This window comes from Klebsiella sp. HMSC25G12, assembly GCF_001807705.1.
GTDB lineage: Bacteria > Pseudomonadota > Gammaproteobacteria > Enterobacterales > Enterobacteriaceae > Klebsiella > Klebsiella variicola.
The window spans coordinates 326,618-347,898 of the sequence record NZ_KV789908.1 but is presented as its reverse complement, the minus strand read 5'-3'; the positions used below and the strand labels follow the sequence as shown (position 1 = coordinate 347,898).

20 protein-coding genes are annotated in these 21,281 nt (G+C 59.7%); 11 read left to right on the top strand and 9 right to left on the bottom strand.

Translation table 11 applies throughout. The features are described 5' to 3' along the window. Window positions 1–37: 37 nt before the first annotated feature. From HMPREF3096_RS20260 to HMPREF3096_RS31010, 6 genes are all read right to left on the bottom strand, one after another. Window positions 38–1,354 carry an LLM class flavin-dependent oxidoreductase gene (locus HMPREF3096_RS20260; RefSeq protein ID WP_228258350.1) on the bottom strand — a complete coding sequence of 439 codons (1,317 nt, stop codon included), beginning with the start codon at window positions 1,352–1,354 and terminating at the stop codon, window positions 38–40. A gap of 58 nt (window positions 1,355–1,412) precedes the next feature. After that, window positions 1,413–2,312 carry an ABC transporter substrate-binding protein gene (locus HMPREF3096_RS20255; RefSeq protein ID WP_063105824.1) on the bottom strand — a complete coding sequence of 300 codons (900 nt, stop codon included), beginning with the start codon at window positions 2,310–2,312 and terminating at the stop codon, window positions 1,413–1,415. A 60-nt stretch (window positions 2,313–2,372) separates the two neighbouring features. Further along, window positions 2,373–3,041 (bottom strand): ABC transporter permease, encoded by a 669-nt coding sequence (locus tag HMPREF3096_RS20250; RefSeq protein ID WP_004203269.1) that lies wholly within the window; start codon window positions 3,039–3,041, stop codon window positions 2,373–2,375. Beyond that, entirely contained in the window at window positions 3,041–3,670 is a 630-nt protein-coding gene (locus HMPREF3096_RS20245; RefSeq protein ID WP_012967792.1) for an ABC transporter permease, read from the bottom strand. Before HMPREF3096_RS20245 ends, HMPREF3096_RS20250 begins: the two co-directional genes overlap by 1 nt. Continuing rightward, a complete protein-coding gene (locus HMPREF3096_RS20240) occupies window positions 3,663–4,751 on the bottom strand; it encodes an ATP-binding cassette domain-containing protein (RefSeq protein ID WP_032700915.1) in 1,089 nt (362 codons plus the stop codon). The genes HMPREF3096_RS20245 and HMPREF3096_RS20240 overlap by 8 nt, the downstream gene beginning before the upstream one ends. A 437-nt stretch (window positions 4,752–5,188) precedes the next feature. Beyond that, a complete protein-coding gene (locus HMPREF3096_RS31010) occupies window positions 5,189–5,332 on the bottom strand; it encodes a hypothetical protein (RefSeq protein WP_165451769.1) in 144 nt (47 codons plus the stop codon). Window positions 5,333–5,508: 176 nt separating this feature from the next. Between HMPREF3096_RS31010 and tdcA the strand changes: the two genes are divergently transcribed. The 5 genes from tdcA (at window position 5,509) to pflB (ending at window position 12,443) form a co-directional block, all read left to right on the top strand. After that, the gene (gene tdcA, locus HMPREF3096_RS20235; protein ID WP_048964636.1) at window positions 5,509–6,447 is read left to right on the top strand and encodes a transcriptional regulator TdcA; all 939 of its coding nucleotides are present in this window, start codon (window positions 5,509–5,511) and stop codon (window positions 6,445–6,447) included. A gap of 93 nt (window positions 6,448–6,540) precedes the next feature. Beyond that, a complete protein-coding gene (gene tdcB / locus HMPREF3096_RS20230; RefSeq protein WP_002910762.1) occupies window positions 6,541–7,530 on the top strand; it encodes a bifunctional threonine ammonia-lyase/L-serine ammonia-lyase TdcB in 990 nt (329 codons plus the stop codon). Between the two features lie 25 nt (window positions 7,531–7,555). Next, on the top strand, window positions 7,556–8,887 hold the full coding sequence (tdcC, locus tag HMPREF3096_RS20225; protein ID WP_012967794.1) for a threonine/serine transporter TdcC: 1,332 nt from the start codon (window positions 7,556–7,558) through the stop codon (window positions 8,885–8,887). A 27-nt stretch (window positions 8,888–8,914) separates the two neighbouring features. After that, window positions 8,915–10,120, top strand: coding sequence for a propionate kinase (gene tdcD / locus HMPREF3096_RS20220; protein WP_070544563.1), 1,206 nt, complete (start codon window positions 8,915–8,917; stop codon window positions 10,118–10,120). 28 nt (window positions 10,121–10,148) lie between these two features. Beyond that, the gene (gene pflB, locus HMPREF3096_RS20215) at window positions 10,149–12,443 is read left to right on the top strand and encodes a formate C-acetyltransferase (RefSeq protein ID WP_012541300.1); all 2,295 of its coding nucleotides are present in this window, start codon (window positions 10,149–10,151) and stop codon (window positions 12,441–12,443) included. A gap of 51 nt (window positions 12,444–12,494) precedes the next feature. On the opposite strand, the gene HMPREF3096_RS31005 is transcribed toward pflB, so the two are convergent. After that, window positions 12,495–12,641 (bottom strand): hypothetical protein, encoded by a 147-nt coding sequence (locus HMPREF3096_RS31005; protein ID WP_032431965.1) that lies wholly within the window; start codon window positions 12,639–12,641, stop codon window positions 12,495–12,497. A gap of 289 nt (window positions 12,642–12,930) precedes the next feature. On the opposite strand from HMPREF3096_RS31005, the gene HMPREF3096_RS20210 reads away from it, so the two are divergent. The 5 genes from HMPREF3096_RS20210 (at window position 12,931) to HMPREF3096_RS20190 (ending at window position 17,897) form a co-directional block, all read left to right on the top strand. Further along, window positions 12,931–13,989: a branched-chain amino acid ABC transporter substrate-binding protein gene (locus HMPREF3096_RS20210; RefSeq protein WP_162494489.1), complete on the top strand. Its 1,059-nt coding sequence runs from the start codon at window positions 12,931–12,933 to the stop codon at window positions 13,987–13,989. 109 nt (window positions 13,990–14,098) lie between these two features. Beyond that, window positions 14,099–15,013 (top strand): ABC transporter permease subunit, encoded by a 915-nt coding sequence (locus HMPREF3096_RS20205; protein WP_070544562.1) that lies wholly within the window; start codon window positions 14,099–14,101, stop codon window positions 15,011–15,013. A gap of 9 nt (window positions 15,014–15,022) precedes the next feature. Continuing rightward, the gene (livM, locus tag HMPREF3096_RS20200) at window positions 15,023–16,309 is read left to right on the top strand and encodes a high-affinity branched-chain amino acid ABC transporter permease LivM (RefSeq protein WP_012967797.1); all 1,287 of its coding nucleotides are present in this window, start codon (window positions 15,023–15,025) and stop codon (window positions 16,307–16,309) included. Next, window positions 16,306–17,181 carry an ABC transporter ATP-binding protein gene (locus tag HMPREF3096_RS20195; RefSeq protein ID WP_004148803.1) on the top strand — a complete coding sequence of 292 codons (876 nt, stop codon included), beginning with the start codon at window positions 16,306–16,308 and terminating at the stop codon, window positions 17,179–17,181. Before livM ends, HMPREF3096_RS20195 begins: the two co-directional genes overlap by 4 nt. Further along, complete coding sequence (locus HMPREF3096_RS20190; protein ID WP_023290181.1) at window positions 17,178–17,897, top strand: ABC transporter ATP-binding protein; 720 nt, start codon at window positions 17,178–17,180, stop codon at window positions 17,895–17,897. The genes HMPREF3096_RS20195 and HMPREF3096_RS20190 overlap by 4 nt, the downstream gene beginning before the upstream one ends. 5 nt (window positions 17,898–17,902) lie before the next feature. Here the strand turns inward: HMPREF3096_RS20190 and HMPREF3096_RS20185 are convergent, their stop codons facing one another. Further along, window positions 17,903–18,796, bottom strand: a complete 894-nt coding sequence (locus HMPREF3096_RS20185; protein WP_008804342.1) for a LysR substrate-binding domain-containing protein — start codon at window positions 18,794–18,796, stop codon at window positions 17,903–17,905. A gap of 283 nt (window positions 18,797–19,079) precedes the next feature. Here HMPREF3096_RS20185 and pckA point away from each other — a divergent pair, with 283 nt between their 5' ends. Next, window positions 19,080–20,723, top strand: a complete 1,644-nt coding sequence (gene pckA / locus HMPREF3096_RS20180) for a phosphoenolpyruvate carboxykinase (ATP) (RefSeq protein WP_012967799.1) — start codon at window positions 19,080–19,082, stop codon at window positions 20,721–20,723. Between the two features lie 49 nt (window positions 20,724–20,772). Here the strand turns inward: pckA and HMPREF3096_RS20175 are convergent, their stop codons facing one another. Continuing rightward, window positions 20,773–21,249, bottom strand: a complete 477-nt coding sequence (locus tag HMPREF3096_RS20175) for a GNAT family N-acetyltransferase (protein ID WP_008804344.1) — start codon at window positions 21,247–21,249, stop codon at window positions 20,773–20,775. Window positions 21,250–21,281: the final 32 nt, after the last annotated feature.

The following is a 21,281-nucleotide window of genomic DNA, read 5'->3' as shown; positions in this document are numbered from 1 at the left end:
CCGGCCAGCGGTCTGTGCCGGGGCGGGCCACGTCGGGCTACGGCGCGGTGAAGCGGTTTTCCACTGCGGGCAGACCGAGCTTTTCACGCAGGGTGCCGGGCGGGTAGCGATCGCGCATGACGCCGTTACGCTGCAGAATCGGCACCACCTGGTCAACAAAGCGGTCAAAGTCTCCCGGCAGCAGCGGGAACATCAGGTTGAACCCATCGGCGGCGCCCGCCTGCCAGGTCTCCGTTAAGGTGGCGGCAATCTCCTCGGCGCTGCCCAGCAGCAGCCAGCTATCGGAGCTCTGTAATAACAATTTCCCCAACTCCAGCAGGGTGAGCCGCGGATCGTACTGGCGGATAAGCTTCAGCGCCGTGCGGATGCCATCAAAGCTCTCTTCATCGGGAAGCGGAGGCAGGGGTTGGTCCCGTGGCAGGGTGCTGAGATCCATCCGAAGATAAGAGGAGAGCAGGTCGATAGCCATCTGGTCGCTCATCAGCTGCTCGTTCAGCCGCTGGCGGGCCGCCTTTTCCTCGCTGGAGTTCACCACCACCGGCAGGACCCCGGCGATAATTTTGAAATGGGCCGGATCGCGCCCGTGCTGGCGCAGCCGCTGGTTCATCTCTTCGCGATAGGCCAGCCCCTCGGCGATCGAGTGAATAAACACGAAGTGCATATCAGACCAGGCGGCGGCCAGCGCTTTTCCCGCCTCTGAAGAGCCGGCCTGCACCAGCAGCGGATGGCCCTGCGGCGGGCGAGGGACGTTGAGCGGGCCGCGCACGCGAAAGTACTCGCCCTGATAGTCGAGGTGATGCACCTTGCCGGCATCGGCGAATAATCCGTGCGCTTTATCGAAGATCGCCGCGCCATCTTCCCAGGAATCCCACAGGCGAGTGACCACGTCGATGAATTCATTGGCCCGCTGGTAGCGGGTGCCGTGGCGGGGAAGCTGCTCCAGACCGAAGTTTGCCGCCTCTTCTTCCAGCCACGACGTCACCACATTCCAGCTGGCCCGGCCATTGCTGAGGAAATCCAGCGAGGCAAAGTAGCGCGCCAGGTTATAGGGTTCGTTATAGGAGGTCGACGCGGTGGCCATCAGACCGATATGCTCCGTCACCGCGGCGAGGGCGGAGAGCAGCGTCAGGGGTTCAAGCCGGGCGTTGGCATAGTGGGTCAGGCCGCTGGGCACCGTATCCCACACCGCGATATGGTCGGCGACAAAGATAGCGTCGAGGGTCGCCGCTTCGGCCTTGCGCGCCAGACTGGCGTAATAGTTGAGGGTAAATATTTCCGCTTCTGGTGCGTCAGGGTGACGCCAGGAGAAACGGTAATCCCCCTGCGGGTTATAAAAGAACAGGTTCAGGATCATGTGTCGGGTAGACATAGCGTGGACTCGCGGCTGAACGCCATCCGTGGCGGGGTGACGGTCAGTGTTGGGGGAGGTTGGCATTAACCCATTGCTCGGCGACGGCTGCCGGATCTTTATGCTGGAGATCCACCTGCTGGTTGAGGGCAATCAGCGTGGCATTGTCCAGCTTGCCGGAAACCTCATTGAGCACGGCGCTGATCTCCGGCGTCAGGCTGGCTTTGCGCACCAGCGGCACCACGTTCTGACTCGGTTGCTCATGTTTATCATCTTCCAGAACCACCCATTTCTCCTTCGCCAGGTTGCCCTGGGTGGAGACGACCGTCGCGACGTCGATTTTGCCCGAATTGAGCGCCAGCCGGGTCAGCGGCCCGCCCATGTCCAGCGATTTCACCGCTTTGAACTCAAGGCCATAGACGCGCTTCAGCCCCGGCAGGCCCAGGGCGCGTACCGCCAGCTCCGGTGGTCCGCCGATCACCAACTGCGGGGCGACGGGCTTCAGGTCGGAGAGGGTGCGCAGATGGTATTTCTCCGCGGTCTCGGCACGTACCGCCCAGGCGGTGATCGAGGTGGCCGGGGCCGGGGTCAACAGGGTGAAATCGGCGGGCAGGGCCTGGGCCAGCTCAGCGCTAACGGCCTGCTGGCTGGTGGCCTCGGTCTTGCCGTTATAGAAATTGAGCAGGGCGCCAAGATATTCCGGGACGATATCGATCTCACCGCTCTGCAGCGCCGGAATAATAATTTCCCGGTTGCCAAGGTTGAGACGGGTGTTGGCCTCGATATGGTTTTTCTTTAACGCGCTGGCGTAGATGTTGGCGAGAATGGAGCTTTCGGTAAAATTGGCCCCGCCCACCGTGACGCTGGCGGCAAAGGTGCTAACGCTCAGGCTGAAGAGCCCGGCGGCCAGCAGCGAGAGACGAAATCGACGGGCGGTGACGGCCTTGCCAAATAATTGCTTCATAATACCTCTTTTATTTTCAGGTTAATCAGCCCCAGGCGCTGGGGTCATGTCAGTTTCACGCTAATAAGGCGCGGCAATACGGCGATGAACCAGGCGGCCGGCGCAGCGGGCGAAAAGCAGTTCACCGCCTATCGCCAGCAGGGAAACCACCAGCGAGCCGCCGATCACCTGCGGGATATCCCGCTGCCCGAGGCCGTCGATCAGAAAACGTCCCAGCCCGCCCAGACCGGCATAGGCCGCGACCACCGCCGTGGCGATAAGCTGAACCAGCGCCGTGCGCACCCCGGCGAGGATCAGCGGCGCCGCCAGGGGGATCCGCACCTGCCACAGGCTTTGCCAGGGGGTCATGCCCAGCGCGATGGCCGCATCGCACAGCGGGCGATCGGCGTGATAAATCCCCACCCAGGTGTTAGTGAGGATGGGCGGGATCGAGAGCGCAATAAGCGCCGCCAGCACCGGGATATCGTTAAAGCCAAAAACGATGATGCATAATAAAATCAGCCCTAACGAAGGGATGGCGCGGCCAAGATTAAACAGGTTAATCACCACGAAGGCGCCTTTGCGCCAGTAGCCCAGCGCGATGCCGAGCGGCAGGGCAATGGCGCAGGCCACGGCCATACTGACCAGCACGTAATAAAGGTGTTGGCCCAGGCGCAGCAAGATGCCCTCGTCACCCAGCCAGTGCTCCGGCTGGGTTAGCCAGTGAAAAGTAGCAAGAAGCAGGGTCATCATTCCGTCCACGGCGCTAGCCAGTCGCCGAGACGGGCAATCAGCCCGTCAAAGACCAGCGACAGGAGCAGGCTCAGGACCAGGCTAACGACTATCGGCGTCAGAAAGTCCTGATTAAAACCCGCCAGCAGTAGCTGCCCCAGCCCGCCCTGGCCGATCAGCGCAGTGACGGTGACCAGGCCGACCAGCGTCACCGAGGCAATGCGCAGCCCGGCAAACAGAGAGGGCAGCAGCAGCCACAGCTCGATATCGAAGAAGCGGAACCCGCGGGTGTAGCCGAGCGCCCGCGCGGACTCCAGCGCCGCCTGCGGCAGCTTCTCCATGCCAGCCAGCACGTTGCGCAGCAGGATCAGCAGGGAGTACAGCGTCAGGCCAATCAGCGAGGTGGTCAGCGACAGCCCGGTAAACGGCAGCAATAAAATAAACAGCGCCAGCGAGGGAATGGTAAAGAGCACGCCGCACAGGGTGATGAGCGGCTGCGCTGTCGCGGGCCAGCGTAAGGTCACCGCTAACAGGCCGCCGGTGAGCAGGGAGCCGAACAGCAGGGCCAGCAGGACCATCCGCGCATGCTGCCAGAGCAGATCGCCGATCATCGCGTGGTTATCGATAACCCAGCTCCAGTCAATCATGAGATCGCACCCCCACCGCGCCGTCGAGCACCTGCTGCAGCAGGGTGTGGGATACCGCCCCCTGGTATTGTCCTTCGTCATCCACATGCACCAGCACGCCGGTCGCCACGTCGAGCAGCGCGCTGTAGGCAAAACGCAGGCTGTGGCTGCTGGCGAGCGGGCGCTCCACCGGCAGGGTGAGGCCCCGCTGCGGATCAAACCAGTGCAGCGGGCGTCGCTGGCGGTCAAGCACCAGACGCAACGGGCTGGCCAGCGGTGGATGGGCGCTGGCGATCGGCGTCAGCGCTTCGTCGAGCAGGGGGACATCGTGACGCGGCAACTGGCCGACCTGTATCATGCCCAGCCGCTTCAGATTGGGTTCCGGGCCGATAAAGCGGCGCACGAACTCGCTCGCCGGGTGGGCCAGAATACGGTCGGGAGTATCAAACTGCGCCAGCACGCCGCCTTCCTGGAAAATGGCGATTTTATCGCCGAGGCGGATCGCTTCATTGATGTCGTGGGTCACTAATACAATGGTTTTCTGCAGCCGCTGCTGCAGAAGCAAGAGCTCATCCTGGAGGCGTTCGCGGACCACCGGGTCGATGGCGGCGAAGGGCTCATCCATCAGTAAAATGGGCGGGTCGGCGGCGATAGCGCGGGCGATGGCCACACGCCCCTGCTGGCCGCCGGAGAGCTGATGCGGATAGCGGTGCAGCAGATGACTATCGAGCGACATCAGCGCCACCAGTTCGTCAATCCGCGCGCGGATGCGCGCTTTGCTCCAGCCCGCCAGCCGCGGCACGGTCGCGATATTTTGCGCCACGGTACGATGGGGAAAGAGCGCAGCGCTTTGCATCACGAAGCCGATCTGGCGGCGGATCTGGATAATATCAGCGTCAGCGAGGCGGACCCCCTGAATATAGACGTCGCCGCTGTCGGGAATATCCAGCTGGTTAATCATCCGCAGGATAGTCGTTTTTCCGCAGCCGCTCGGGCCGACGAAGGTGCAGAATTCGCCATGATCAATATCCAGACTGAGGTCGCGAATGGCCGGCTGGGCGCTGCCTGGATAGGTTTTAAAAAGATGCGTTAATTTAATCATGGCGGAATTCAACACTCTGAATAATAAAGTCCTGACCCGGATAAAGTGGCGCCGGGATCCTGGCTCAAACTACAGAGCGCCTGCGGGGAGGGCAAATACGTTATTTGCATTTGCATAGTGAAAAGCTGGTTAATCAGTTGCTATGGAAGAGAGGCCGGGAAGTTGTTTTATGGATTTGTGATCGGCAACACAAATGACTCTCAAGCGGCCACCGTAAAAGATAAATTACCAGGGTTGATTTTAATCAAAGTATGACCGCCTGCGATATGGCGAAAAAAACAGCGCTGCCTATCGCAACCCAAAAGAAAAATTGTGAAGTCAATGTTTCTATCGTGTAAATAATGACCGCGCATTTTGCCCAACCGCCGGGGATAAAATGTGATGCCCGACCGGCTTGTCGTTAAATAACGGCGTTTATTACGTCTGCTTTTTATTGTTTACAGCATTAATTTAATTTTCGGCTTTCTTCTCACCCTGGCAATGTTGGTCAAATAGCGTGCAAAAGGCGTATTTTTTATCGCCATTTTGCCGTCGATGTTATTGCCATCAATTATTTTTATCCCCGCATTCGGCCACGGCAAAAGACGTGCAAATAGCGTTCATGTTGCTTGTAATGTATTGATTTTAATTTATTTATTCTGACTTGTGACGCCTGCTCATCCGCCGCGGCGGAGCCTTTGTGAGAGCTCTCACATAACCCGGTGATCGCGATTTGTTACACTTTCCGCCGTCAACAAAGGAATGAAAGTGAGACGTGATGAATACTTTTTCTCTGCCTAAAACTCAGCATCTGGTGGTTTTCCAGGAAGTGATCCGCAGTGGGTCAATCGGGGCTGGAGCAAAAGCGTTAGGACTCACTCAGCCGGCGGTCAGTAAAATCATTGGCGACATGGAAAGCTATTTTGGCAGCGAGTTAATCGTTCGGCGAAATACCGGCGTTTCGCTCACCGAGGCCGGGCAGGTATTTCTTAACTGGTCAGAGACAATCACCCGTGAAATGAAAAATATGGTCAATGAAATGAATGCCCTGACCAACAGCACGGTAGTGGATGTCTCCTTTGGTTTCCCCTCGCTGGTGGGGTTTACCTTTATGTCGGAGATGGTGCATCAGTTCAAAATGACCTTCCCCAAGGCGCGGGTCTCAATGTATGAGGCGCAGCTCTCCGCCTTTTTGCCGGCGATCCGCGACGGCCGCCTCGACTTCGCCATCGGGACGCTGAGCGATGAGATGAAGCTGCAGGACCTGCACGTCGAGCCGCTGTTTGAGTCTGAGTTTGTGTTGGTGGCGAACCGGGCGCGGATCGGCAACGGCACCGTCCGCCTGGCCTCGCTCCAGCATGAGCAGTGGGTGCTGCCGGAGACCAATATGGGCTATTACAGCGAACTGCTGGCCACCCTGCAGCGCAGCGGCATCCGCCGCGAAAATATCGTCAATACCGATTCGGTGGTGACGATCTATAACCTGGTACTCAATGCCGATTTTCTGACGGTGATCCCCTGCGACATGACCACGCCGTTCGGCTCGAGCCAGTTTGTCACCATCCCCATTAAAGAGGCCTTGCCGGTGGCGCGCTATGCGGCGGTATGGTCGAAGAATTACCGGCTTAAAACCGCGGCGGCGTCGCTGGTGGAGATGGCGAAACAGTACTCTTCGGGGCAGGGAAACCGCCACTGGCAGCCAATAGAAATTGCCTGACTGATATTGATTAAATAACCCAACACACGTCCTCGCTGTTATCAGCAGGATGACGCCCGGTCATTGACTTTATATTAAGATACAGAGGCCATCATGCATATTACCTACGATCTTCCGGTATCCATTGACGATATTCTCGAGGCGAAGCAACGCCTGGCGGGAAAAATATATAAAACGGGCATGCCCCGCTCGAATTATTTTAGCGAACGCTGCCAGGGGGAAATATTCCTTAAATTCGAAAATATGCAGCGCACGGGCTCATTTAAAATTCGCGGCGCGTTTAATAAGCTCTGCGGTTTAACCGCGGCGGAAAAACGCAAAGGGGTGGTGGCCTGTTCGGCGGGCAACCATGCGCAGGGGGTCTCGCTCTCCTGCGCCATGCTCGGCATTGACGGGAAAGTGGTGATGCCGAAAGGGGCGCCGAAATCGAAAGTCGCCGCCACCTGCGATTATTCGGCAGAGGTAGTCCTGCATGGCGATAACTTTAACGATACCCTCGCCAAAGCCAGCGATATTGTTGAACTTGAGGGCCGTATTTTTATTCCCCCCTATGACGACCCGCAGGTTATTGCCGGGCAGGGAACGATTGGTCTCGAAATATTAGAAGATCTGTATGACGTGGATAATGTCATCGTGCCGATTGGCGGCGGGGGATTAATTGCCGGCATCGCGATTGCGATTAAATCCATTAACCCGACGATCCGCATTATTGGCGTGCAGTCAGAAAATGTTCACGGGATGGCCGCCTCCTGGTATGCCGGGGAGATCACCAGCCATCGCCACGCCGGCACCTTAGCCGATGGTTGCGATGTCGCCCGGCCAGGGAAACTGACTTATGAAATCGCCCGCCAGCTGGTGGATGACATCGTCCTGGTCAGTGAGGACGACATTCGCCAGAGCATGGTCGCCTTAATTCAGCGCAATAAAGTGATCACCGAAGGGGCCGGGGCGTTGGCCTGCGCCGCGTTATTAAGCGGCAAACTAGACAGCTATATCCAGAACCGCAAAACGGTCAGCCTGATTTCCGGGGGCAATATCGATCTCTCGCGGGTATCGCAAATTACGGGTTTTGTTGACGCTTAATTCAATACATAAGTGAGGACAGGATATGAGTACGACTGAGAGCATTGCATCCAGCCAGACAAGCCTTTCGTCCTGGCGTAAATCTGACACCACCTGGACCCTGGGCCTGTTTGGCACCGCTATCGGCGCCGGGGTGCTGTTTTTCCCTATTCGCGCTGGCTTCGGCGGGCTGATCCCGATCCTGGTGATGCTGGTGCTGGCCTATCCCATCGCCTTTTATTGCCATCGGGCGCTGGCCCGGCTATGCCTGTCGGGGGCTAACCCCTCCGGCAATATCACCGAAACGGTGGAAGAGCATTTTGGCAAAACCGGCGGGGTGGTGATCACCTTTCTGTACTTCTTCGCCATTTGCCCGCTGCTGTGGATTTATGGCGTCACGATCACCAATACCTTTATGACCTTCTGGGAGAACCAGCTGCAGATGCCGGCCCTCAACCGCGGGGTGGTGGCGCTGCTCCTGCTGCTGCTGATGGCGTTTGTCATCTGGTTTGGTAAAGACCTGATGGTCAAGGTGATGAGCTATCTGGTGTGGCCGTTTATCGCCAGCCTGGTGGTGATCTCCCTGTCCCTGATCCCTTACTGGAATAGCGCGGTGATTGAGCAGGTCAACCTCAGCGATATCGCCTTAACCGGTCACGACGGCATTCTGGTGACGGTATGGCTGGGCATCTCCATCATGGTGTTCTCCTTTAACTTCTCGCCGATCGTCTCCTCATTTGTGGTCTCCAAACGCGAAGAGTATGAAGCGCAGTTTGGCCGGGAGTATACCGAACGCAAATGCTCACAGATCATCTCCCGGGCCAGCATGCTGATGGTGGCGGTGGTGATGTTCTTCGCCTTCAGCTGCCTGTTTACCCTCTCGCCGCAGAACATGGCGGACGCCAAGGCGCAAAATATCCCGGTGCTCTCCTATCTGGCGAACCACTTTGCCTCGATGTCGGGCACCAAATCCACGTTTGCCACCCTGCTGGAGTATGGCGCGTCGATCATCGCCCTGGTGGCCATCTTCAAATCGTTCTTCGGCCACTATCTCGGCACCCTCGAGGGGCTGAACGGTCTGATCCTGCGCTTCGGCTATAAAGGGGATAAAACCCGGGTCTCCAGCGGCAAGCTCAATACCCTGAGCATGGTGTTCATCATGGGCTCGACCTGGGTGGTGGCGTATGCCAACCCCAATATCCTCGATCTGATTGAGGCCATGGGCGCGCCGATTATCGCCTCGCTGCTGTGCCTGCTGCCGATGTACGCCATTCGTAAAGCGCCTTCGCTGGCCAAATACCGTGGACGTCTCGATAACCTCTTTGTGACCGCCATTGGTCTGCTGACCATCCTCAACATCGTTTACAAACTGTTCTAATCCGGCTCAGGCCACGCGGAGTACAACATGACTGAATTTCCGGTAGTACTGGTGATCAACTGCGGCTCGTCGTCGATCAAATTTTCCGTCCTGGACGCCGCCAGCTGCGACTGCCTGCTGAACGGCGTGGCCGAGGGCATCAACGCGGAACGGGCGTTTCTCTCGCTCAACGGCGGCGAGCCGGTGGCGCTGGCGCAGCGCGGCTATGAAGGCGCCCTGCAGGCGATTGCCGGGGCATTAGCCCAACGCGACCTCATCGACAGCGTGGCCCTGATTGGCCACCGCGTTGCCCACGGCGGCGACCTCTTCACCGAGTCGGTCATTATTAGCGAGGAGGTTATCAATAACATTCGCCAGGTATCGTCCCTGGCCCCGCTGCATAACTACGCCAGTCTCCGCGGCATCGCCTCGGCGCAGCGGCTGTTCCCGCAAGTGATGCAGGTGGCGGTCTTTGATACCAGCTTTCACCAGACCCTGGCCCCGGAAGCCTTTCTCTATGGTCTGCCGTGGGAGTATTACCAGAACCTCGGGGTACGCCGCTACGGTTTCCACGGCACCTCGCACCGCTATGTGTCCCGGCGCGCCCTGGCGCTGCTCGGGTTGCCGGAGCAGGAGAGCGGCCTGGTGATCGCCCACCTGGGCAATGGCGCCTCGATCTGCGCGGTGCGCAACGGCCGCAGCGTGGACACCTCGATGGGAATGACGCCGCTGGAGGGGCTGATGATGGGCACCCGCAGCGGCGATGTCGACTTCGGCGCCATGGCGTGGATTGCCGGGGAGACCCGGCAGACCCTCAGCGACCTGGAGCGGGTGGCCAACACCGCCTCCGGCCTGCTGGGGATCTCCGGCCTTTCCTCCGACCTGCGGGTGCTGGAGCAGGCGTGGCATGAGGGCCATGCCCGCGCCCGCCTGGCGATTAAAACCTTTGTCCATCGCATCGCCCGTCATATTGCCGGTCACGCCGCGGCGCTGCAGCGTCTCGACGGCATTATTTTCACCGGCGGGATTGGCGAGAACTCGGTGCTAATCCGTCGGCTGGTGAGCGAGCGGCTGGCGGTCTTTGGCCTTGAGATGGACGTCGCCCGCAACCAACAGCTGAATTCGGTCGGCGAACGCCTGATCTCCGCCGACGCCAGCCGGGTGCGCTGCGCGGTTATACCTACCAATGAAGAGCGCATGATTGCCCTAGATGCGATCCGCTTAGGGCGGATCCACACGGCGGCGCTGGCCTGACTTTTTATTCTGTAGAGAGACGATGTTCATGAAAGTAGATATCGATACCCAGGATGTACGATACGCCGAGGCCTGGCAGGGCTTTCGCGGTACGGCGTGGCAAACGCAGATCGACGTCCGCGACTTTATTCAGCATAACTACACCCCTTACGAGGGCGATGAGTCTTTCCTCGCCGACGCGACGCCAGCGACCACCGCCCTCTGGGAGCAGGTGATGGCCGGGATCCGCGTCGAGAACGCCACCCATGCGCCGGTGGATTTCGACACCAATGTCGCCACCTCCATCACCGCCCACGCGGCGGGCTATATCAACCAGCCGCTGGAAAAGATCGTCGGCCTGCAAACGGACCAGCCGCTGAAGCGCGCCCTGCATCCTTTTGGCGGCATCAATATGATCAAAAGCGCCTTCGAGGCCTATGGCCGCGAAATGGATCCCGCCTTTGAGTATCAGTTTACGGCGCTGCGCAAGACCCACAATCAGGGGGTATTTGACGTCTATTCCCCGGATATGCTGCGCTGTCGCAAGTCGGGGGTGCTGACCGGGCTGCCGGACGGCTATGGCCGCGGACGGATCATTGGTGATTACCGCCGCGTCGCGCTGTACGGTATCCGCTATCTGGTTCGCGAACGTGAGCTGCAGTTTGCCGACCTGCAGCCAGCCCTTGAGCGCGGCGAGGCGCTGGAGGCCACCCTGCGCCTGCGCGAAGAGCTGGCCGAACAGCGGCGCGCGCTGCAGCAGATGCAGGAGATGGCGGCCCGCTACGGCTGCGATATCGCCCACCCGGCGCGCACTGCCCGGGAGGCGGTGCAGTGGCTGTACTTCGCCTACCTGGCGGCGGTGAAGTCGCAGAACGGCGGTGCCATGTCGCTGGGGCGCACGGCCACCTTCCTCGACATCTATATCGAACGCGATCTGCGGGCGGGTCGGCTCAATGAACAGCAGGCCCAGGAGCTCATTGACCACTTCATCATGAAGATCCGCATGGTGCGTTTCCTGCGCACCCCGGAATTTGACACGCTGTTCTCCGGGGATCCCATCTGGGCGACGGAGGTGCTGGGCGGTATGGGGCTGGATGGCCGCACCCTGGTCAGTAAAACCACCTTCCGTTACCTGCATACCCTGCACACCATGGGGCCGGCGCCGGAGCCGAACCTGACCGTGCTCTGGTCGCAGGCGCTGCCGGTGGCGTTTAAAAAATATGCCGCCCGGGTCTCTATCGCCACCTCGTCGCTGCAGTATGAGAACGACGATCTGATGCGCAGCGATTTTCACAGCGACGACTACGCCATCGCCTGCTGCGTTAGCCCGATGGTGATCGGCAAGCAGATGCAGTTCTTCGGCGCCCGCGCCAATCTCGCCAAAACGCTGCTCTACGCGATTAACGGCGGGGTGGATGAGAAACTGAAGATCCAGGTGGGGCCGAAAACCGACCCTCTGCGTGATGAGGTGCTGGACTATGACACCGTGATGGCCAGCCTCGACCACTTTATGGACTGGCTGGCGGTGCAGTACATCAGCGCGCTGAACATCATCCATTGTATGCATGATAAGTACAGCTACGAGGCGGCGCTGATGGCCCTGCACGACCGCGACGTCTACCGCACGATGGCCTGCGGCATCGCCGGCCTGTCGGTGGCGGCGGATTCGCTGTCGGCGATAAAGTACGCCCGGGTGAAGCCGGTGCGCGATCACCACGGGCTGGCGGTGGACTTTGTCATTGAAGGCGATTATCCGCAGTACGGCAACAACGACGATCGGGTCGATGCCATCGCCTGCGACCTGGTGGAGCGCTTTATGCGCAAAATTCAGGCGCTCCCCACCTGGCGCCAGGCGGTGCCGACCCAGTCGATCCTGACCATCACCTCCAACGTGGTATACGGACAGAAAACCGGCAATACGCCGGACGGACGTCGGGCGGGGACGCCGTTCGCCCCGGGGGCCAATCCGATGCATGGCCGCGACCGCAAAGGGGCGGTGGCGTCGCTGACCTCGGTGGCGAAACTGCCGTTTACCTACGCCAAAGATGGCATCTCGTATACCTTCTCCATCGTGCCGGCGGCCCTCGGCAAAGCCCCGTCGGCGCAGGAAAACAACCTGGTGGGGCTGCTGGACGGCTACTTCCACCACGAGGAGACGGTGGAGGGGGGACAGCATCTTAACGTCAATGTGCTGAACCGGGAAAAGCTGCTCGATGCGATAGAACACCCGGAGCAGTATCCGAATCTGACGATCCGCGTCTCCGGCTATGCGGTCCGCTTTAACGCGCTGACCCGCGAGCAGCAGCAGGATGTGATCTCCCGAACGTTCACCAGTCAACTCTGAGCGGCCGCCAGGCCACAGGAGAGCCTTTAACGGGCTCTCCTGTTATCATCTTCACATTACCGCAACAAAATAATCACCACTGTTGATCATATTCGCATTTTTGCACCACGCTGGCGCGCAGCGACCGCTAACTGCATCTATGTTTAGCTCACGGGTCGGTACGGATACCGCGTTGTCCGGCTCGCCACGTGATGGCAACCGATCTCCTGACCTGAAAGGGAATGCGCCCTTGCCGGATGCGGCACGGGTTGCCGTCGCGTGCGCACTGACCGGGGCGTCCGCTCTCTGGCGCGACCTCTCTACCTGGCGGGATTTTTGCTTCTTCCACCCTGGCCGTCCTGGCGCTGCGCCAACGTCGGCACCACACGGTAAGTGATATTTTCTGCGTCATTCCATGACGCCAGGCTTTACATCGCTGAGGAATATCCGAATGTCTTTGAAACTGAAAACAATGACGCTTCATGTTGTGATAGCAGGTTGTATGAGCATGGCCTTTTACGCCCAGGCAGACGTGAAGATCGGCGTCGCCGGGCCCTTTACCGGACCCAACGCCACCTACGGCGCCCAGTACTGGAAAGGGGCTTCACAGGCGGTGGCCGATATCAATGCCGCCGGCGGTATCAAAGGCGAAAAGATTGTGCTGGTGCAGGGGGATGACGCGTGCGAACCGAAGCAGGCGGTGGCGGTGGCCAACCGGCTGGTGGATGAAGCGAAAGTCTCCGCCGTGGTGGGGCACTTTTGCTCTTCCTCAACGATGCCGGCCTCCGAGGTATATGACGAAGCCGGGATCCTGACCATTACCCCCGGCTCGACCAACCCGCAGATCACCGAGCGCGGCATGAAGGACCTTTTCCGCATGTGTGGTCGTGACGATCAGCAGGGGGCGATTGCCGCCAACTATATGCTGGACGTGCTGAAGGCGAAGAAAATTGCCGTCATCCACGATAAAGACACCTATGGTCAGGGGCTGGCCGATGCCACCCGCGCGGCGCTGGCGAAGCGGGGCACCAAAGAAGTGTTGTACGAAGGCCTCTCCCGCGGTGAAAAAGACTTTAACGCCCTGGTGACCAAGATCGGCGCCCTCAAGCCGGACGTGGTCTACTTTGGCGGCTGTCATCCGGAAGCGGGCCCGCTGGTGCGTCAGATGCGCGAGCAGGGGGTGCAGGCTAAATTCTTCTCCGGCGACTGTATCGTCACCGAGGAGCTGGTGACGGCCGCCGGCGGGCCGCAGTTCACCAACGGCGTGCTGATGACCTTTGGTCAGGACCCGCGCACTCTCCCGGAAGGCAAAGCGGTGATCGAGAAGTTCCGCGCCAGCGGCTTTGAACCAGAAGGCTATACCCTCTACGCCTACGCCTCCATTCAGGCCATTGCCGCGGCCTGGAACGCCGTGGGTACCGATAACGCCAAAGCCAGCGACTGGCTGAAGAGCCACGACGTCGATACGGTAATGGGTAAGAAAGCCTGGGATGGCAAAGGCGACCTCAAGGTGTCCGACTACGTGGTCTATCAGTGGGACGACAAGGGCAAATATCATCAGCTCTGATCGGCCACGACCTGAGGACGCTCTGTCCTTTTGACTTGCGAATCGTCACATCACGGCGGTCGACCGGGAACGGAACCCGGCGGCCGTCTGCCTGGCGGCTGGAGGGGCTATGACGGCGTTTTTTCTGCAACAACTGATCAATGGGCTGACGCTGGGCGCAGTGTACGGCTTAATCGCCATCGGCTACACCATGGTGTATGGGATCATCGGCATGATCAACTTCGCCCACGGCGAGGTGTATATGGTCTCCGCCTATCTGTGCGCCATCGGCCTGGCGCTGCTCTCTTTCTTCGGGATCCACTCCTTTCCGCTGCTGATTTTCGCCACCCTGGTGTTCACCATCGTGGTCACTGGCGTATATGGCTGGGCGATCGAGCGCATCGCCTACCGGCCGCTGCGCAACTCGACGCGACTGGCGCCGCTGATCTCGGCTATCGGGATGTCGCTGATCCTGCAGAACTATGTCCAGCTGAGCCAGGGGCCGAACCAGCAGGGGATCCCGACGCTGCTCAGCGGCGCGCTGCGCATGACGGTGGGCGATGGGGTGGTGCAGATCACCTGGATCAAAGTGTTTATTCTCGTCGCGGCGCTGGTGGGGATGCTGACCCTGACCTGGATTATCCAGTACACCCGGCTGGGGCGCATCTGTCGCGCTACCCAGCAGGACCGGCGTATGGCGGCGATCCTAGGCATCAATACCGACCGGGTGATCTCCCTGGTGTTTGTCATCGGCGCGGCGATGGCCGGTCTGGCCGGCGTGCTGGTGACCATGAACTACGGCACCTTCGACTTCTATATCGGATTTATTATCGGCATCAAAGCCTTCACCGCCGCGGTGCTGGGCGGGATCGGCTCGCTGCCTGGCGCGATGCTGGGCGGACTGCTGCTCGGGGTGGCCGAAGCCCAGTTCGCCGGGCTGGTGAATTCGGATTACAAAGATGTCTTTTCCTTTGCGCTGCTGGTGGCGATCCTGATTTTTCGCCCGCAGGGGCTGCTGGGACGTCCGCTGGTGGCCAAGGTCTAAGGAGGCTTTATGGGTGAATTTACGCGCCAGCCTGCGCGGGATATCAAAAGCGCGCTGATCGACAGCGTGCTGGCCGGTCTTTGCGCGTTAATTGTCTTTGGCCCGATCGTCGGCGTGGTGCTCAAAGGGTATGGTTTTACCCTCGCGCCCGCGCGGGTGGCGATCCTCGTGGCGGTGGTGATGGCCGGCAGGCTGGCGCTCAGCCTGCTGCTGCAGAGCCGTCGGGGAAAAGCCTTTATTGCCCGCTTTGAGGGGGCGGATGACGGGGTGTACGTCCGGCCGCCGGGATACCGCTCGCGGCTGCGCTGGATAATGCCGCTGCTGGCGGTCCTGGCCATTGCCTTTCCATTTCTCGCCAGCAAATACCTGCTGACCGTGGCGATCCTCGGCCTGATCTACGTTCTGCTCGGCCTGGGGCTGAACATTGTGGTGGGCCTCGCGGGCCTGCTCGATCTGGGCTATGTGGCGTTCTACGCCATCGGCGCCTACGGCCTGGCGCTGGGCTACCAGTACCTGGGCCTCGGCTTCTGGGCGATGCTGCCGCTGGGGGCGGTGATGGCGGCCCTCGCCGGGGCGTTGCTGGGCTTTCCGGTGCTGCGCATGCATGGCGACTACCTGGCCATCGTCACCCTCGGCTTTGGCGAAATCATTCGCCTGGTGCTTAACAACTGGGTGAGCTTCACCGGGGGGCCCAACGGCGTACCGGTGCCGTCGCCCACGCTGTTTGGCCTCGAGTTTACCCGCCGGGCCAGGGATGGCGGCATCCCCATCCATGAGTTTTTCCACGTCAGCTACAACCCCAACCTGAAATTCATCTTTCTCTACGCCGTGCTGTGCCTGGTGGTGATGCTGGTGCTGCTGGTGAAACATCGTCTGACGCGGATGCCCATCGGCCGCGCCTGGGAGGCGCTGCGCGAGGATGAGATCGCCTGTCGGGCGATGGGGCTCAACCACGTGCTGGTGAAGCTCTCGGCGTTTATGCTCGGCGCGTCGACCGCCGGCATCGCCGGGGTGTTCTTCGCCAGCTATCAGGGGTTTGTTAACCCGACGTCGTTCACCTTTTTTGAGTCGGCGCTGATCCTGGCGATTGTGGTGCTCGGGGGAATGGGCTCCACCCTGGGAGTGGTGCTGGCGGCGTTTGTCCTGACGGTCACCCCGGAGCTGCTGCGCGGTTTTGACGAATATCGGGTGCTGCTGTTCGGCGTGCTGATGGTGGTGATGATGATCTGGCGGCCGCGCGGCCTGGTGCGCACCAGCCGCAGCGGGGTCGCGTTGCGAAAAGGAGTCGCGCCATGACCGACAGCATCTTACGCGTTGAGCATCTGATGATGCATTTCGGCGGCATCAAAGCGCTGAATGATGTCAATCTGGAGGTGGAGCGGGGGTCGATCACCGCCCTGATCGGCCCCAACGGCGCGGGCAAGACCACGGTGTTTAACTGCCTGACCGGTTTTTACCGGGCGACGGGGGGGAGCATCGTGCTGCGGGCGCGGGAAAAGGTTACCGATGTCATTCAGGTGCTGGGGCAGAAGCTTCACCCGGACGATTTTCTCCACCCGGCGCAACTGGGGCGGCGGATCTATTACAAGATGTTCGGTGGCACCCATCTGGTGAACCGCGCTGGCCTGGCGCGCACCTTCCAGAATATACGTTTATTCCGCGAGATGTCGGTGATTGAGAACCTGCTGGTGGCCCAGCATACCCAGGTTAACCGCCATCTGCTGGCCGGGATCCTCAATACTCGTGGGTATCGGCAGGCGGAGAGTCAGGCGCTGGATCGCGCTTTTTACTGGCTGGAGGTGGTGGAGATGGTGGACTGCGCCAACCGTCTGGCGGGGACCCTCTCCTATGGACAGCAGCGGCGGCTGGAGATCGCCCGCGCCATGTGTACCCGCCCGGAGATGATCTGTCTGGACGAGCCGGCCGCCGGCCTCAACCCGGTGGAAACCCAGGCGCTGAGCCGGATTATTCGCTTTCTGCGCCAGCAGCACGGCATCACGGTGCTACTGATCGAGCATGATATGGGGATGGTGATGGAGATTTCGGATCATATCATCGTCCTCGATCACGGGGACGTCATCGCCCGCGGCGCGCCGCAGGCGATCCAGGCCAACGCCAGCGTGATTGCCGCCTATCTTGGCGCTGAGGAAGAGGAGACGCGCCGATGAGCCAGCCATTGCTTGCCTTTGATGAGGTGGATGTCTTCTACGGGCCGATCCAGGCCCTGAAGCAGGTCTCCCTCACCGTCAACGAGGGGGAGACGGTGGCGCTGATCGGCGCCAACGGCGCCGGTAAATCAACGCTGCTGATGTCGGTCTTCGGCCAGCCGCGCATTGCCGGCGGGGAGATTTTCTATCGCGGGGAGGCGATCAGCCGGAAATCGACCCACTTTATCGCCAGCAACGGCATCGCCCAGGCCCCGGAAGGGCGGCGCATCTTTCCCGATATGACCGTCGAGGAGAACCTGCTGATGGGGACCATTGCTATTGGCAACCGCTATCAGGCCGAAGACAAGGCGCGGATGTATCAGCTGTTCCCCCGGCTGGAAGAACGGCGGGGACAGCGGGCGATGACCCTCTCCGGCGGCGAGCAGCAGATGCTGGCCATCGCCCGGGCGCTGATGAGCCGACCGCGCCTGCTGCTGCTGGATGAGCCGAGCCTGGGGCTGGCGCCGCTGGTGGTGAAGCAGATTTTTCAGATCCTGCGCGAGCTGACGGCCCAGGGGATGACGCTGTTTCTGGTGGAGCAGAATGCCCGCCATGCCCTCAACCTGTCGGACCGCGCCTATGTGATGGTGAACGGTCAGATCCGCCTGAGCGGCAGCGGCCAGGCGCTGCTCAACGACCCGGAGGTGCGTAAGGCATATCTGGGGATCAGCGGCTGAGGGGGTTATTCCCGCGGTTCGTTACGGGTTTTAATGTGCTGCCAGAAACGTTCGGCGGCCTGGTTAAGCCGCGAGCCGGAGCGGTAGAGCCAGGCGCCGATCGGCAGCGACAGGCGGTCATCGAGGATCGTCAGTCGGCCTTCGTCCAGTTCGCGCTGAATAGAGTATTGCGGCAGCCAGCCCACGCCGTCGCCATTGAGGATCATGCGCTTGAGCAGCTCGCTCATGGAAGAGACGAAGGTAAGGGAGAAGGTGATCTCCGGCGTGCGGTCGATCACCTGGTTCACCTGGCGCCCCATATAGCTGTCGTTGGCGTATTTCATCAGCGGCAGCACGCCGCGATGTAAATGAAACAGCGGGCGGCCATGTTCGTCGCAGGGGGAGACCAGGTGCAGGTAAGAATCAAAAATTTTATGATTAATAAACGGATAGTTCATTAATTCTTCATTATAGAAGGAGAGGATAAAATCGCTTTTTCCCTCTTTCAGGTTAAATACGGCGTCGTTGACGTTAATCGATTCAACATGAAAAGTCTTATTTTTACGGTCGGTGTAACCGGCGATGATTTCCGGCAGTAATAACACCGACAGCGAAGGGGCCGCGTCGATTCTTATTTTCTGGGTCGTGTTATTTAAACCCTTAATACGACTGATCTGAAAATCCATGTCATCGAGCATATTTCGCGCATAGCCGACAAAAATTTTCCCGCGGTTGGTCAATTGCAGGGGGTTGGCGCTACGATCGAAGATGCTGAATCCGAGGGAGGCCTCCAGCGACTGGATGCGTCGACTGAACGAGGACTGAGAGATGTTGCGGGCTTTGGCCGCCAGGGTAAAGCTGCGTGACTCCTCAAGGGCAATCACATCATACAGCCATTTAACTTCCAGATTTGCCAACACCGATCCAGTCCTCAAAAACGCAATAAAGGCTATGCAATTTTAGCATAGCGCATAGAAACTATGCAATTAACATAATTATCGACAGGTGTTAACATTTTTTGGAAAGTTGAGATTTATGAATGCATATCGGCGACCCTACATGAGCACGATATGAAATCGCGACTCACGGTTATTTATTGCTTTATTTTATTGTCCAGGACTTATCTTATTAAATCGCCGGCGACGATGACGAAAGCAATGAATACCCCAGGCCTCTTACCTTAAATAGTTTGTCAGGAGTTCCATGTCACAACAAATTGAATCAGTTAAAATGGCTCTGCAGGAGCTGGGGATTAATGCAAGCGGCGAATTCTTTTACAACCCTGATTACGATTTGCTTATTGCACATGAAACCGCTCCTGAACTGACCGGCGCGGCCCGCGGCGTGATGACCGACTCTGGCGCTGTGGCTGTTGATACCGGGATCTTCACCGGCCGTTCACCGCGCGATAAATACATCGTCCGCGACGAACAGACTCGCGACACCGTCTGGTGGGCAGACTCCGGCCTCGGCCGCAATGACAACAAACCGTTATCGCCAGACGTGTGGCGCAGCCTGAAAAGCCTGGTCGCGGGCCAGCTGAGCGGTAAAAAACTGTATGTCATCGACGCCTGGTGTGGCGCCAGCCCGGATACCCGCCTTGGCGTACGCTTCGTTACCGAGGTGGCGTGGCAGGCTCACTTTGTCAAAAACATGTTTATCGTGCCGAGCGCCGACGAGCTGGCCAGCTTTACGCCAGACTTCGTGGTGCTCAACGGCGCGGGCTGCACCAATGCCAACTGGCAGGCGCAGGGGATGAACTCCGAGAACTTCGTCGCCTTTAATCTCAGCGAGCGTATTCAGCTCATCGGTGGTACCTGGTACGGCGGCGAAATGAAGAAAGGGCTGTTCTCGGTCATGAACTACCTGCTGCCGCAGAAAGGCATCGCGTCGATGCACTGCTCGGCCAACCGTGGCGAAGCAGGGGACGTGGCGCTGTTCTTCGGCCTCTCCGGTACCGGCAAAACCACCCTGTCGACCGATCCGCATCGTCAGCTGATTGGCGATGACGAGCACGGCTGGGACGATGACGGCGTGTTTAACTTTGAAGGCGGCTGCTACGCCAAGACCATCAATCTCGACCCGCAGGCGGAGCCGGAGATTTATGGCGCCATCCGCCGCAATGCGCTGCTGGAAAACGTGGTGGTGCGCGCTGACGGCAGCGTGGATTATGCCGACGGCAGCAAAACCGAAAACACCCGCGTCTCCTATCCGCTGTCGCATATCGACAATATCGTCAAGCCGGTGTCCCGCGCGGGCCATCCGTCGAAGGTGATTTTCCTTGCCGCCGACGCGTTTGGCGTCCTGCCGCCGGTCTCCCGTCTGACCACCGAGCAGATGCAGTACCATTTCCTGTCGGGTTTCACCTCGAAGCTGGCGGGTACCGAGCGCGGCATTACCCAGCCGACGCCGACCTTCTCCGCCTGCTATGGCGCGGCGTTCCTGCTGCTTCACCCAACCCAGTACGCCAGCGTCCTGGCGGCGAAGATGGCGGAATCCGGTGCGGAAGCCTGGCTGGTCAACACCGGCTGGAACGGCGAGGGCAAACGCCTGTCGCTGCGCGATACCCGCAGCATCATTAGCGCGATCCTCAACGGCACTACCGGCCCGCTGCGCGATGAGACCATCCCGGTGTTCGGTCTTGCGATCCCGCAGAGCATTCCAGGGGTAGACAGCGCGGTGCTGGATCCGCGTAATGGCTGGAGCTCAGCGGATAAGTGGCAGGAGAAGGCCGAGAGCCTGGCTCAGCTGTTTATGGATAACTTTAAGCAGTACAGTGATACCGAAGCGGGCGCGCGTCTGGCGCTGGCCGGTCCGCAGCTGCAGAATAGCGCGGTTGAAGCCTGATCCGCGGCCAGCAGGTCGACGCCTGGCGCCGACCTGCTGGCGAGCCGCTTTACTCCGCAAAGGCCCGCAGCGCATCGCCCGTGAGGCGATAACGCACCCATTCATCCTGCGGCTGCGCGCCAATGCTCAGATAGAAATCAATCGCCGGCTGGTTCCAGTCGAGCACGCTCCACTCCAGACGCCCGCACTGACGCTGTACAGCATATTGCGCGATGGTTTTCAGCAGCGCTTTTCCGGCGCCGATCCCGCGATAGTCGGGGGTGACGTACAGATCCTCCATATAGATACCATTGCGTCCAAGCCAGGTGGAATAGCTGGTGAAGAACACCGCGTAGCCCACCGCTTTGCCCGCCACCTCACAGATCAGCGCTTCGGTTTTGCTGCCGCTGGCAAACAGCGTCTCTCTGATCTCCTCTGCCGTCGTCACCACCTCTTCAGGGGCTTTCTCGTAGACCGCGAGTTCATAAATCATGTCGTAAATAGCGGTGGCGTCGTCCGGGGTGGCCTGGCGGATCGTGATGCTCATGGGGCGTCCTGTATCAATAGTCAAAAGAGAGC

Coding starts and splice junctions, on each gene's coding strand:
- HMPREF3096_RS20210 (WP_162494489.1), top strand. CDS start 12,931: ATGGCCTTTTACGCCCAGGCAGACGTGAAGATCGGCGTCGCCGGGCCC.
- pckA (WP_012967799.1), top strand. CDS start 19,080: ATGTCACAACAAATTGAATCAGTTAAAATGGCTCTGCAGGAGCTGGGG.
- HMPREF3096_RS20195 (WP_004148803.1), top strand. CDS start 16,306: ATGACCGACAGCATCTTACGCGTTGAGCATCTGATGATGCATTTCGGC.
- HMPREF3096_RS20240 (WP_032700915.1), bottom strand. CDS start 4,751: ATGATTAAATTAACGCATCTTTTTAAAACCTATCCAGGCAGCGCCCAG.
- HMPREF3096_RS20245 (WP_012967792.1), bottom strand. CDS start 3,670: ATGATTGACTGGAGCTGGGTTATCGATAACCACGCGATGATCGGCGAT.
- HMPREF3096_RS20250 (WP_004203269.1), bottom strand. CDS start 3,041: ATGACCCTGCTTCTTGCTACTTTTCACTGGCTAACCCAGCCGGAGCAC.
- HMPREF3096_RS20260 (WP_228258350.1), bottom strand. CDS start 1,354: ATGATCCTGAACCTGTTCTTTTATAACCCGCAGGGGGATTACCGTTTC.
- tdcB (WP_002910762.1), top strand. CDS start 6,541: ATGCATATTACCTACGATCTTCCGGTATCCATTGACGATATTCTCGAG.
- livM (WP_012967797.1), top strand. CDS start 15,023: ATGGGTGAATTTACGCGCCAGCCTGCGCGGGATATCAAAAGCGCGCTG.
- pflB (WP_012541300.1), top strand. CDS start 10,149: ATGAAAGTAGATATCGATACCCAGGATGTACGATACGCCGAGGCCTGG.
- tdcC (WP_012967794.1), top strand. CDS start 7,556: ATGAGTACGACTGAGAGCATTGCATCCAGCCAGACAAGCCTTTCGTCC.
- HMPREF3096_RS20175 (WP_008804344.1), bottom strand. CDS start 21,249: ATGAGCATCACGATCCGCCAGGCCACCCCGGACGACGCCACCGCTATT.
- HMPREF3096_RS20190 (WP_023290181.1), top strand. CDS start 17,178: ATGAGCCAGCCATTGCTTGCCTTTGATGAGGTGGATGTCTTCTACGGG.
- HMPREF3096_RS20255 (WP_063105824.1), bottom strand. CDS start 2,312: ATGAAGCAATTATTTGGCAAGGCCGTCACCGCCCGTCGATTTCGTCTC.
- HMPREF3096_RS20205 (WP_070544562.1), top strand. CDS start 14,099: ATGACGGCGTTTTTTCTGCAACAACTGATCAATGGGCTGACGCTGGGC.
- tdcD (WP_070544563.1), top strand. CDS start 8,915: ATGACTGAATTTCCGGTAGTACTGGTGATCAACTGCGGCTCGTCGTCG.
- tdcA (WP_048964636.1), top strand. CDS start 5,509: ATGAATACTTTTTCTCTGCCTAAAACTCAGCATCTGGTGGTTTTCCAG.